The 13,658-nt window shown below is 42.7% G+C and carries 8 protein-coding genes; all 8 read right to left on the bottom strand.

Features of this window, described 5'->3' with window-relative positions; all coding sequences use genetic code 11:
* Position 1: 1 nt before the first annotated feature.
* The 8 genes from rimP to BUE31_RS27075 all read right to left on the bottom strand — a co-directional run bounded on the left by rimP (position 2) and on the right by BUE31_RS27075 (position 13,628).
* On the bottom strand, positions 2-466 hold the full coding sequence (gene rimP / locus BUE31_RS27120; protein ID WP_073406992.1) for a ribosome assembly cofactor RimP: 465 nt from the start codon (positions 464-466) through the stop codon (positions 2-4).
* 197 nt (positions 467-663) lie between these two features.
* The gene (locus tag BUE31_RS27115; protein ID WP_073406991.1) at positions 664-1,080 is read right to left on the bottom strand and encodes a hypothetical protein; all 417 of its coding nucleotides are present in this window, start codon (positions 1,078-1,080) and stop codon (positions 664-666) included.
* A 181-nt stretch (positions 1,081-1,261) separates the two neighbouring features.
* Positions 1,262-2,236, bottom strand: a complete 975-nt coding sequence (locus tag BUE31_RS27110; protein ID WP_073406990.1) for a hypothetical protein — start codon at positions 2,234-2,236, stop codon at positions 1,262-1,264.
* Positions 2,237-2,310: 74 nt separating this feature from the next.
* Positions 2,311-2,865 (bottom strand): helix-turn-helix domain-containing protein, encoded by a 555-nt coding sequence (locus BUE31_RS27105; protein WP_073406989.1) that lies wholly within the window; start codon positions 2,863-2,865, stop codon positions 2,311-2,313.
* A 74-nt stretch (positions 2,866-2,939) separates the two neighbouring features.
* Complete coding sequence (locus BUE31_RS27100; protein WP_083620396.1) at positions 2,940-6,596, bottom strand: ABC transporter permease; 3,657 nt, start codon at positions 6,594-6,596, stop codon at positions 2,940-2,942.
* A 170-nt stretch (positions 6,597-6,766) separates the two neighbouring features.
* Entirely contained in the window at positions 6,767-9,157 is a 2,391-nt protein-coding gene (locus tag BUE31_RS27090) for an ABC transporter permease (RefSeq protein ID WP_073406988.1), read from the bottom strand.
* 236 nt (positions 9,158-9,393) lie between these two features.
* Entirely contained in the window at positions 9,394-13,053 is a 3,660-nt protein-coding gene (locus BUE31_RS27085) for an ABC transporter permease (protein WP_143167279.1), read from the bottom strand.
* 284 nt (positions 13,054-13,337) lie between these two features.
* Entirely contained in the window at positions 13,338-13,628 is a 291-nt protein-coding gene (locus tag BUE31_RS27075) for a hypothetical protein (protein WP_073406987.1), read from the bottom strand.
* Positions 13,629-13,658: the final 30 nt, after the last annotated feature.

Genomic DNA, 13,658 nt, shown 5'->3' with positions numbered 1-13,658 from the left:
CCTACTTGAATGATATTAAAACTTTTGTTTCTGTTATTTTATCAATTGGGATCACGCTCTCAACAGTCTCGGCCTTTTTCCCTTTTTCTTTTATTATTTCTTCTACTATAATGGCATCTTCCGTAATACCCGTAAGCTTGCCTTCGCGTTTGGCGCCATCCGCCATTTTAATAGCTAATGAGCGGCCAATGTTTTTTGCATACTGCCTGGCAGATGTTAGCGGCGTATCAATCCCCGGCGATGAAACCTCCAGGTTATAAGCAGTTTCTATTACATTTTCCTCTTCCAGATGGAAGCCTACATGCCTGCTTATGGCCACACAATCATCAATGCCTATCCCGTTATCGCCATCAACCAATATCATCAGCTTCCCGTTACTGTGCATTTTTATATCCACTAAAAACAGGTTTGGCTTATCGGCTATTTTCTCTTCTACCAGTTCCTTTACTCTTTTTTCAATATTCACTATCTCTCAAATAATTTGATTGATAAAATAAAAGAGGGGACAAACGCCCCCTCTTTTTTAATTCAGATGCAAATGTAATAATTTTTATTCAAATTTTCAAGTGTATTTTTAGTTGATCGAGTTAGATTAGGTTGATTAAGTGAGTGGTTGAGGCTTTTTTAACAACTTAAGCAACTAAATCTAACCTAATCAACCCCTCATAACTTAATCAATAAATCACTATAACTTGTTTTACCTAGTCTTTTTTTTCCTTTAATATAATCCCATATGTTTTCGCCTTTAAACTGGTAGTAGCGCATAAAGTAGGTTTGCCCTTTTACAAAAGCGGTGTCGGGTGTAAATATTACCGCACTATCCTTCAGGGTATAGCGGCCATGTTGTACAGGCTGGTAGTTTTTCAGATCCGTATCGGCAGGCAGGCGGTAAACCGGCAAAAGGCTTTCCCAGATACCGGGTATTGAATCGCGACTTATTTCGCTGATGATTGCGTAATCAATTCCCTTAAATTTTACTGAACGATTGCTGTCAGCAAGGCTGATATGTACAATAGGCGCTTTTGGCTTTGATGTGCAGGCAAAGCAAAACAGCAGTAAAACCCATGCAGATTTTTTCATGGTTAAATATCGGGAAAATTGTCTGGATTTTCCATTGCCTGGCCTGTTCCTTATATGATAGCCTGCTGTGAGGACGCAATATAATAGCTGGCTGCGGGGACACAATATAATAGCTGGCTGTGGGGACACAGCCAGCGGGGTGGGATTATTTGAATTGCCAGAAACTCTGATTCAGACAATCTTACTTTGATACTACACCAAACTTTTTATTCCGGGTATCGAGCACCAGGATGGTATTCAAAAATAATTTGTTCCCGGTCATCCCCCCAATCCCCATCTTCATCATTTGCTGGATCTGCGTATCACTTGCGCCCTCTATATAAGTAGCGAATTTAATGGGCAGCTTATGCGAGGCAAGAATCAAGCTGTCAGCAGTGGCAACTGTATTGGCAGTAAGGGTTTTACCCCATGATTTTACAGGATAGGATACCGGGGATGTATTTGGCATAGCAAGCGCATTGCAAATTTCCTTACTTGTTAGCAGCTCAAAGGCGCTGGAGCCTGTATCAAAATACAGCAGCGATTGCTTACCACGGATAAGCGCCGGCAACAGGATGCTGCCTTGTATGTACATAAAGGGGGATAGCGGAACCCGGCTTTTTAGCATGCCGGGAATTTCATTGCTTATCATAAGCTGTTTTCCCGGGTAATCTATAATTGCGGTTTTATTATCAATAAGATCAACCCCTAGTGTGCCTATAACCGTTATGCCTTTGCTATCCCGGCTTATGGCGGTATCTCCAAAATCTTTTAAGCCGATCTCTTTAGCTAATACTTTTTGATTGCCTAACAGAAACACCATATCGTGTACCTTTGACGAGGTATCTATAACAGGCACGCTATTAAAATATTTTGCCCGGATGGCTCTTAGCGTGTTTTTATAAAAAAGTGAATGCGGTGCCCCCAGATCAAACTGCATATAAAGCTGTTTTGGGCAACCCGGAAGACGAACCGGGATAAGCAGGGCCGAATATGGCTCCCATTTTGCATTAACGGTATCGCCAAGCCAGGTAAATTTAACCTTATACTCCTGAGTTGGCAGTTGCAATTGACTGGTTGAATGGGCATTTTGGGCGTTGGTATTTGTGAAATAAAAAACCAAGAAGATAATAATGCCGGAAAATATTTTTCTTTTAAGGATGGTTGATTGATGCATGATGTAAATAATTTGAGTCAAAAGTAGGCTCGGTTTCCGGGAATTCTGACCGACATTTACACGACGTTTACACGCTAATTAAGGGAAAGCGTTTGAACTCTCCTTAAGTTGAAGATAATGATGATTGCATTTGCCACGTACATAATAAAAAAAGGAAGCAGGTAACTGATAAAGCGCGGGTTTGAGAGATAAACTTGAAGAAGAAAATTAATCAGCAGCACCAGCAGGAAAAACAGCATGGTGGCAATGATCCAGTAAATCTGTGTCCGGATCACTTTTCTTGCAAATTGCCGTGCGACTGCATTTTGCTCCTTCCTGTTTTTTAATAACCATGAGGGGATTAAAAAGTGGATATAAGGCAATAGCAGGTATGAAAAACAGGAAACACACAGCAGTATTAAAAAATGTTTGGTTTCCTCCCTATCATCATCAGCAGGTTCCAGGGAAAGTTCTTCAAACGACAGATCCAAAGCTTCAGCTACCGCTTTAAGGGTATATTTGCGGGGAGAGCTTTCGCCACTTTCAATTCTTTGGATGGTTCGGACACTAACTTTCATCAAACCGGCCAGTTCTTCCTGTGTAATTCCTTTTTTATTTCGCGCGGCGAAAATTTTTTGGCTAAGTGTCATCTATTTAATAAACATAACAAATGCGCCTGTATTTTACAACAGAACGCATTAAAAGATTGAACGGAAATTTACTATTACTCGCTCCGTAAACTTTTCACCGGGTTTGCCAGTGCGGATTTTACGGCTTTATAACCTACAGTGGCCCAGCCTATTAATAACGAGGTTGCAATAGCTGCCACAAAAACCCATACGTCAGGCGAAATACGATAGGCGAACGTTTGCAGCCATCCGTTCATCAGGTACCAGGCGGCGGGCGCTCCAATTACAAATGCCAGCGCAATAAGTGCTATAAATTCTTTTGAAAACAAATACACAATGCTTCCTATAGACGCACCTAAAACTTTTCGTATGCCCACCTCCCTGGTACGCTGTACCGCCATAAACGAAACCAGGCCGTACAAGCCAAGACAGGAAATAAAAATAGCAATGAGCGCAAATATTTTGTAGATCTGCTCCATCTGGTTTTCCTGCTTATAAAATTTGGCAATGCTATCATCAACAAAAAAGCCCGTGTAGGCATATTCAGGGTAGCTGTTTTTCCAAAGGTTTTGTACTGCAGCCACCGTCTTTGTCAGCTTTTGGCCTTCAATTTTTACCGCTATTTGCTGTTCCGATTGTTTGGTTGGGTATATGACGAGGGGTTTAATTTCCTCATGCATCGAATTGGTCTTAAAATCGGCTACCACGCCAACTATTGGCAGGTTTGCGTAACTATCAAAGGTGATGGTTTTGCCCAAAACATCGTCCGCGCGTTTAAAGCCGAGTTTGTGTACAAAGGTTTCATTAACTACCAACTGGCGGGCGGTGTCGCTCGGTTCGTAGCCTTTGCCCGCTATAATCCTGAGGCCGAAGGTTTTAAAGTAATCGGCATCGGCTACTTTCAAAAAAGCATCGAAGCCGGGATCTTTTACTGAATGATTGAAAAAAAAGTTGGATGAATTGTTATGGGCTGACGATGGTACATCAGATGAAAAGCTCGCAGCTTTTACACCCGGTAATGTAAGTATCTGTTGTTTAAAACTGTTCAGGCGTGATAAACCGATGCTATCGGCAGGACATGGTATTGCCAGTATTGCTTCTTTATTAAAGCCAAGGTCGGCGTTGTTTACAAAATCCATTTGTTTAACGGCTATAGCCGTTCCAATAATCAACAACTGCGAGATGGCAAACTGGGTAACTACCAGCACACGCCTAAGCGATATACCACCGGCAGCTGTGGAATTGATTTTATTCTTCAATGCCTGGATTGGTTTGAACCCTGCTACGATGAGTGCCGGGTACACCCCGGAAAGCAGCACTACTGTGCATATTACGCAAGCCAGGCAAAGCAATACGCCCGGATTGAACAAGCCTATGGTATCAGGCACGCTGGCGATGCTTTTGAGTAATGGCAAAGCCAGTTCGGCCACACCTACCGCAAGCCAGGCCGAAAACAGAACGATAATGATCGTTTCGCACATCACCAGGCCTATCAATTGCCCGCGGGTACTGCCCAGCACTTTGCGGATGCCTACCTCTTTAGACCGGCCGACAGATTGCGCTGTTGAAAGATTGATGAAATTGATGGATGCCATAATGATGATGAGTACAGCGATAAGCGATAGGGTGCGCAGGGTGGCCCTGTTGGTTATATGATCACCCAGTGTATCGTTATAACGAGTATCAAAATGGAGCTCCGATAAGGGTTGTGCTATCGCATATCTTTTTTTGGCAGTGCGTTTATTGTTATCAAATTGTTTTTCGGAAAAGCTGAGCATTTGCCTGGTGATGGTGCTTTGCGATATATTTGCAGCAAATTTTATATATACCTGGCAGTCGCTGCTGGTTTCGTCCCAAGTGTACGAATATCTATAGGTTTTCGCGTTTTGTTTCCAGGTGATATATGAAACCAACACCTTTAACGGAAGGTCAGTATTTGCAGGTACATCCTGTATCACACCTGCCACCTTTAACGTCAGCAGGTTGTCCATCCGGAGTGATTTTCCCATGGCAGATTGCCAATCGCCAAAATATTTAACAGCACTGCTTTTATCTATCACCACCATATTGGGATTCTTTAAAGCCGATGGACTACCGACGAGCCACGTTGCTGAAAAAATATCGAAAAGCTGGGGTTCGGCAAACATAATGCCGGTGTTTTCTACAAATTTTTTATCGCTGGCCGGGTTGCCGTTGGCAGCCGGCGCTACAATCTGACTGCCATAAATGGCATTGATACCTGCAACAGTAGCTTGCGGGAAATAAAGACGAAAGGCATCGACAGCCGGTGTTGATATTCCCGCACTGTACCTGATGTTGCCTTCCCGGTCTTTTTTTGTAACAATGCGGTATGTGCTTTTATAACCCGGCTGATAGGTATCAAAGCTAAGTTCATACTGAACAACTACAAATATAAGCAGGCAGGCTGCAATCCCGACAGTCAGCCCGGCCATATTAATGGCAGAATAGCTTTGATGGCGAACGATATTCCGCCAAGCGATTTTAAAATAGTTTTTAAACATATAGTTGCCGTTTAATTTGTCATGAGACCACTTAGGAGGGGTTTCACGATGCAAAATTAACGGCGCAAATTGGGAATGGCCTCCCAAGTTATAAGATGGGTACTCTTTTTTTAGGTCATTTTTATATTCCAGTGGACTTTTCCCGGTCATCTGCTTAAAAATGCGGTTAAAGGTGCTTTGAGAGTTGAATCCCGATTCAAACGCAATACCCAGCAGGGTGATATGGTCATAAGCAGGGTCCTGCATTTTTCGGATTAGGTCCGCAACGCGGTGTTCATTAATGAAATCATTGAAGCTTTTTTTGAGCGCTGTATTGATAATCCGGGATAATTCATGGGGCGTCAGCTCAAGCTTATCAGCCAGCGAGTTTAAACTAAGTTCCGGGTCCTGGTAATAAAGGCCGGCTTTCACGGCTTTTTTAAGCAATGTGCCTTTTTGCTTCAAACCCGCAGGAAGCTGCGGCTTTAAAAATGAAGGGGCGTCGGCCACCACGCCAGCCTCTTGTCGCAAAAAAGCTACAGCCGCCATCCAAATAGTTATTACTGCTAAAAGGAGATACAAAGGATAGTAAGCATGTATACTTAATTGGTAATGGTAATAAAAATAATCCAGGGCTGTAAAAGGGATCCACAATAGCCATAACAAACCGAAACCCGTCAGTAAGCGATGCAACCAGCGCAACTGGTACCGGAACCTATCACTCACATCATTAAATTTGAGCCGTTGATAAAAGCGTTCTATCAGCCTGAAAGACCAATATAAATAGGTGGCGACCGAGATAAATGCCAGTAGCTGTAATATCGGGTTCATTTGCTGAAAGGTCAGCGTATCATAAGTAGCAGCGCCTGTACTCATACTCTCTTTAATCTCCAATATCAGGATGCCTTGTTGCAATAACAATGGGCTGAAATGCAGCAGATCTTTCCAGCGGAGTTTATATTCGGGCCAGGTTATTTTAAGCACATAAAAACAGATCAGCGGGCCAAGTGTCAGCGAAAATTGCAGCGGCAGCCAGCTCCAACGGGGAAAGTAGGTCCCCAGCCGGATGTCAATACCCAGTACCCAGGCCATCCACAAAACGATGGTTGCCAGTGCCAGGCCAAGAAACCTGTTTGCGGCCCGGTTGATCTTTTTGGTGAACCATAACTGCAGCGAAAAAGTCAGCCCAATAAATATCGTCCCCAGGAAGGCGAGGTCATAGGGGGTGATATGGAAAGTATATGAATTCAAGTAAATTAACTACCTCAATCTTTGTTTCAAATTGCTAACATATTGATAAATTTACATGATATTTGATATATATTGTTATAAAACCAAACATTAGGCTGTTCGGTTTTGAATTGAAAGAAGGAAAAATTCACGTGAGCCGATTGTTACCAACTCGCAACTGCCAATTCACCTCATTCGCTCCTCAAACTCTTTACGGGGTTTGCTATAGCTGCTTTAATGGCCTGAAAACTTACTGTTAGCAAAGTTATAACCATAGCGCCAACGCCTGCTCCGGCAAAGATCCACCAGGAAAGGCCTGTACGGTACTGGTATTTTTGCAGCCAGTTATACATAAAGTAAAACGCTATGGGCGTTGCAATTACAAATGAGGCGATTACCAGCATCACAAAATCTTTTGACAGCATGCCCCATAGGTTTAATACCGATGCGCCCAAAATTTTTCGTACGCCAATTTCTTTTGTGCGTTGCTCAGCCACAAAGGATGCCAATCCGAATAAACCCAGGCAACTGATCAGGATAGCCAGCCCGGCAAAAAAGCCCGACAGTTTCCCTACCCTTTCCTCAGCAGCAAATTTGGCCGCATATACCTCATCCACAAAATTATATTCAAAAGGGACCGAAGGGATAAGATTTTTAAATACCGATGCTATTTTTGGAAGCGCATTGGTCGTGCTTACATTTGGATTGATCTTTACAAACATCCAGTTTTTTGAATCGTCAGGCGATAAAAAGAAGATGGTAGGGTAGGCCGGTTCGAAGGGAGAATCCATGACCATATCTTTTATCACCCCTAAAATTTTAAAGTTTTTTATCTTGTACCTATCCCATTTAATGGTTTGCCCAACCGGGTTTTTGAGGTTCATGTATTTTACGGCCGCCTCGTTTATCACAAATCCGGTTGAATCAATAAGTTCTTTTGAAAAATCCCGGCCATCTAAAAATTTCCAGCCGATGGTTTTTCCATAATCATAGCTAACAGACAGGGTACCGAACTGGTCCCTGAATGCAGGATCTTTACCTGCCCATGTGAAACCGCCATTCCCCGAATCTATCCCTGTAACAGCACTTGCCGATTCGGCAACATTGACAACTGCGCCAGAACCCTTTAACTCGTTTTCAAGCAGCCCCTGTAATTTATTATCGGGAGATGATACAGGGATAGCAAGCAAGCCATCGCGGGTATAGCCCACCGGCCTGTCTTTAGCAAACTGGATCTGTCTATATACTATTATGGTGCCAATTATTAACGTTATTGAAACGGTAAATTGCAGGGTAACCAATACCTTGCGCGGAACCGCAGCAAACCTGCCGGCCTTGAAAGTGCCTTTTAACACTTTAACCGGATTGAATGATGATAAATAAAGTGCCGGGTAGCTGCCTGCTATCAATCCGGTAAAAAATGTAAATACTATGCCACTTATCCAAAATAGCGGGTTAGCCCAAAGGATTCCCAACATTTTACCGGTAACGCTGTTAAACCATGGCAAAATAAGCAACACCAGTAAAATAGCCAGTATAAAAGAAAATGTGGTTACCAGTAACGATTCAGAAAAGAACTGGAAGATCAATTGCCCGCGTACAGAGCCAACAGCTTTGCGGATCCCTACTTCTTTAGCGCGCTTTTCGGAGCGGGCCGTGCTCAGGTTCATGAAATTAATACAAGCCAGCAGTAATACAAAAATACCTATTATGCCATAAAACCAAACGGATCGTAACTCTTCGCTTTCCCGGCTCTCGCCGCCGGGGCCAAACTGCGAATATAAGTGCCATTTGCTCATAGGGTGCAAAAAAACAGATGGCTTGGCAGCTGCTTCCTCCGGCCCCACATGCGGCGTTTTAAGATCTTTTATTTTGGCCGAAACCTTATCAAAATCAGCATTGGGCGCCAGCTGAATAAAAATATTAACCCAAACGTTGTTCCAATCGTAACGCTTATTAGCAACCCAACTGTTTGATGCGGTAAAAAGATCCCAGGTCGAAAAAAAAGTAAGGTCATATAAACTGGTATTGCGCGGAAAATCTTCGAATACACCGGTAACCTTTACGCCTGCATTATTATCCATCTTTACCACTTTATCCATTGCATCGGCATCGCCGAAAAGCTTTTTTGCCAATGATTCGCTGATCAAAACAGAGTTGATATCCTTTAACCCCGTGCGATTGCCTCTCAGCATTTTCAGACTGAATATTTCTGTAGCTTCGGGCTGTATAAACTTGCCATTTTGCTTAAGTTTTTTATCGCCCCATCCAATAATATGGCCTTCTGTCTGGCTTGATAATACTACGAATTTAAAATCCTGCTGATATGATGCGCGTAAAGCAGTACCCAGGGGCATTGACTGCGAGGTACGTGCACCGTCTGCCAATTTCCACTTGGTCATCACCTGGGCAACGCGGTTGTAATTTTGAAAATACTTATTAAATGACAGCTCATCATGGATCCATAAGCCAATCAATATGGCTACAGCCATGCCAACGGCCAGGCCGCCAATATTTATAAAAGACGAAACGCCATTTTTAACGAGGTTACGCCAGGCAATTTTAAGATTATTTTTAAGCATGATAAGCAATATTGAAGTTTATGGTCCGGTTAATTATGCTATGTGACGCAATCACCAGGCACCAGGTTGCACCTTATTTAATTTTAATGGCAAATATTTTGAATAAAAAATGCGCTCCGGATCTCATCCTGAAACGCACCATATAATGATTCAAACTAAATCCCGGGCCTCATGTACTGACCTAAGATCTTTAAAACAGGAGAATCAATTACTGCTAACTGCCTACTGTCAACCGCCTACTCCGACCGCAGGCTCTTCACCGGGTTGGCTATTGCTGCTTTTATTGCCTGGAAACTTATTGTTGCAAGTGCAATAACTATTGAAGCAAGTCCGCCTGCAACAAATAACCACCAACTGATATTGATGCGATAAACATATGCCTGCAACCATTGGTGCATGTAATACCAGGCTATGGGTGTAGCAATGGCAAAGGCAATTGCAATGAGTATGATAAATTCTTTTGAAAACAAATAAACGATATTGCCTGCCGTAGCGCCAAGTACTTTACGAATGCCAACTTCTTTTATCCGCTGCACTGCCATGAATGAGGCTAAACCATACAACCCAAGGCAGCTAAGGAATATGGCGATTGCTGCAAAAATTTTATACAAAGCCGCTAACTGATTTTCCTGTTTGTAAAAACTTGCAATTTTATCATCAAGAAACTTGTATTCATAAACAAAATCGGGGAATGTTTTGTCAAATACTTTTTTGACCGATTGCATTGTCGAAGAAATGTTTTTAGTTGCAAGTTTTATCCCTACCTGGTTGTACATGGCGACGTCAGTGGTGATGAGTAATGGTGCAAGATCATTGCGGAAAGACCGGTCATTAAAATCCTTCATTACACCAACAACGGTTCCTTTTATCTGATCATGCCAGGTGGTCATGGGCTTGTTCAATATATCTTTAGGGTTTTTTAATCCCAAGCTTTTCACAAGGGATTCGTTCACTAAAAATTCTTTTGTGGTATCAGATGGCAGTAAATTTCTTCCCGCTATCAGTGGTAATTTATAAGTGGACACATACTCATTATCGGCGAATTTGGTAATAACCTGGAAGTCTGTTTGTTTTACTGCGTGATTATATTTGATGATGCTCCACAAATCAGTGCCATTTTCAACCGGTGTGTTGGAACTGTATGTTACCGCCTGCACACCGTTTACTGACAATAGCTGGTTCTTTAAATAACCCAGCCTGCTGATGCGGAGACTATCCACGCGGAAAGGAACATTGATGATGGCGTCTTTATCGAAGCCCAGCGGTTGGTTCATAAAATAATCCATTTGCTTTACAATGATGAGTGTCCCGATGATGAGCGCCTGTGCGATGATGAATTGAAATACGACCAATCCCCGCCTTAATGAAATTCCCTGGGTATTTGATGTGAGTTTGCTTTTTAGCGCATTAACAGGATTGAAACGTGATAGAACAATAGAAGGATAAAAACCGGCAAGCGCGGTTACAACAATAGTAACCGCCAGAAGAAATAAAATGATTGCAGAATTGTTGAAGATGTTGAATGCAAGCGAAAGCTCTAAAAGCCGACCCACAGAAGGCAATGCAAGCATTGTAAAAACGGACGCAAGCGTTACAGCGCTTATAACTATCAAAAATGTTTCGACAATAAACTGGGTTTGCAATTGGGATTTACTACTCCCCAAAACTTTTCTTACACCAACCTCTTTTGCACGATTGACAGCTTGCGCGGTGGAGAGGTTGACAAAATTTACACAGGCTATTAACAGGATGAATGCCGCGATGAGCCACAATACGTTGAGCAGTTGATGACTGATGGTTTTGTTGCTATAATCGCCAACCTGGGTGTCATAATGCACGGCGCCTAATGGCTGTATAATATGCCTGTCGGTATTGCCCGGCGATTCCACCTTGTGTGAGTAAGCTGTTAATTGCTGGTTGAAGTTGGCGGCAGAAGTGTTCGGCGGCAGTAAAATATAGCAACCAAAACCGCCTACATTTCCGTCCCAATCGGTGGATTTTGAAAGGTAATCCCCGGTAAAGCCCGTTCCATAGGACACAACAACTTTTAGCTGAAAATCTGAATTTGCCGGTATGCTTGCCAAAATGCCTGAAACTTTCAATACATCGACACCATGTTCGAACATATAGCCCCCCATTTGCAGTTTAATGGTTTTGCCTATAGCCGTTTTCCAGTCGCCGAAATATTTTTCTGCAATCTCTTTGGTAAGCAATACGTTGTTGGGATCTTTTAATGATTCATACGAACCTGCAAGTAAGGGGAAATCGAATATTTTAAAGAATGAGGGGTCCATGTAAAATACACCGTGCTGTTCTTTAAAATCTTTTTCTGTATTGCCTTTATTATCAACTATCAGCAACTGATCATCATGGCTGGCAAAGATGGGGGCTACCTGTTCTATTTGCGGAAAAGACGTTTTCAACCCTACAGGCATTGGAAAAGGAATAGCTGTCTTGTAAGAAATATTTCCTCCGTCTGCGTACTGAAATTCGGTCAGCATACGATAGGTACGATCCTTCTTTGAGTGGAAATTATCGAAGCTTGTTTGATATTGTATAATGATAAAGATCACCATACAAACGGCAATGCCAACAGCCAGGCCGGTAATATTAATAGCGGCATAACTTTTATTGCGTGTAAGATTACGCCATGCTATTTTGAAATAGTTTTTAAACATATAGTTGCGGGTTAATTTCTCGTGAGACCACCCGGGAGCGGTTTCACGATGCAATATTACCGGCGCAAATTGGGGATGGCTGCCCAACTTATAAGATGGGTGCTCTTTTTCCAGTTTATTTTTATATTGCAGCGGGCTTTTCCCTGTCATTTGCTTAAAAATGCGGTTAAAGGTGCTTTGGGAGTTAAAACCCGATTCATATGCAATGCCCAGCAGGGTGATATGGTCATAAGCAGGGTCCTGCATTTTCTGAACCACGTCCGCAACGCGGTATTCATTAATAAAATCGTTGAAAGTTTTCTTGAGCACAGTATTGAGTATCCGCGACAATTCATGGGTATGAAGGTCAACCTTTTCAGCAAGCGAACCCAGGCTTAATTCCGGATCCTGGTAATAGCGGTTTTCTTTGACGGATTTCTTCAACCAAATACCTTTTTGTCTCAACTCCGCCGGCGGTGATGGCTTTAAAAACGAATGCATATCTTCTGGCAGCCTGATTTCCGGTCTTGAAAATGCCCTGGCCGCCATCCATATAGTTATTACTCCTAAAAGAAAATACAAAGGGTAATAAAAATGTAGGCCTAATTCATAATAGTAGCCTGCTGCTATAAAGGGGATCCATAATAACCACACCACACCGAAACCCATAAGCAGGTTATGCAGCCAACGCAACTCGCGCCGGTACCGGTCGCCCCCGTTAAATTTTAACCGTTGGTAAAAGCACGTTATCAGCCTGTGAGACAGGCAAAGATAAATTACGACCGAAATAAACGCCAGCAGTTGCAATGCCGGGTTCAGTTGCCGAAAAGCGTGCGTTTCATAAGTAGCTGCACCGGTTTTTATACTATCCATAACCTCCAATACCTGCGCACCCAGCTCCAGCAACAACGGACTAAAATGCAGCAAATCCTTCAATCGGAATTTATATTCCGGCCGGGTAATTTTAAGCACATAAAAATAGATCAGTGGGCCAAGTGCCAGCGAAAATTGCAGCGGCAGCCGGCTCCAATTATTAATGTAGGTTGATAGTCCGGTGTCTATGCCCAAGATCCTGGCTATCCACAAAACAATGGTAACCATTGCCAGGGCCAAAAACCGGTTTGCTGCCCGGTTCGTCTTTTTGGTGAACCATAAAAGGAGGATAAAAGTGAGCGCGACAAATATTGTCGCGAAGAAAGCGAGATCGTAATTATTAATATGGAGGGTATACGTATTCAATTGAAATATTTAAACGCAATAGCTGTTCCAAACTTATAACTTATTGATAGTTAAAAAAGTATACAGAATAAAATAGGTGCGCTGTAACGGAAGCGGGCATTGGGGTGTGCGGTTTTGGGTTAAAAGTATTCGATTCTGAAGGACTACAAAGTGTTCCAGCGTTCCACTTTTGCACATGGAACGGGTGGAACGCTATGAAACGCGCTGATTATCAACTACTTTACCTTTAACCCATGGTCAACATGCTGACAATCAGGTAGAATAAATTACCGCTGTCCGTAGCTTCAGTGAAGAAACTGTAGTACTAATTGCTCCCATTCCTCATCCAAAGACAGGTCCGGGCGGGTTTGCCGTGCTTTGTTATACCAGTAATCAGCATTCCAACTGTCACCTTCCTTACGGTGCAGGTAGGCGTGTACCCACGCAGATGCTTTATCTTCAAGATGATCGACCTGTGCATGAGCTTTATGCCAATCGCCTTTGCCATCATACCAAAGGCTTTTTAACTGAGCTGAGAGCCCACTGTCGGGCTGTTCTGAACCTAATGATGCTTTAAATTCGGTTAGCGTTTTCATATGGGATGATTTTTTTCGAAAATAAGGATT

The organism is Mucilaginibacter sp. OK098 (assembly GCF_900142915.1).
GTDB lineage: Bacteria > Bacteroidota > Bacteroidia > Sphingobacteriales > Sphingobacteriaceae > Mucilaginibacter.
This window is presented reverse-complemented; position numbering and strand designations above follow the sequence as displayed.

Coding starts and splice junctions, on each gene's coding strand:
- BUE31_RS27115 (WP_073406991.1), bottom strand. CDS start 1,080: ATGAAAAAATCTGCATGGGTTTTACTGCTGTTTTGCTTTGCCTGCACA.
- BUE31_RS27110 (WP_073406990.1), bottom strand. CDS start 2,236: ATGCATCAATCAACCATCCTTAAAAGAAAAATATTTTCCGGCATTATT.
- BUE31_RS27075 (WP_073406987.1), bottom strand. CDS start 13,628: ATGAAAACGCTAACCGAATTTAAAGCATCATTAGGTTCAGAACAGCCC.
- BUE31_RS27105 (WP_073406989.1), bottom strand. CDS start 2,865: ATGACACTTAGCCAAAAAATTTTCGCCGCGCGAAATAAAAAAGGAATT.
- BUE31_RS27090 (WP_073406988.1), bottom strand. CDS start 9,157: ATGCTTAAAAATAATCTTAAAATTGCCTGGCGTAACCTCGTTAAAAAT.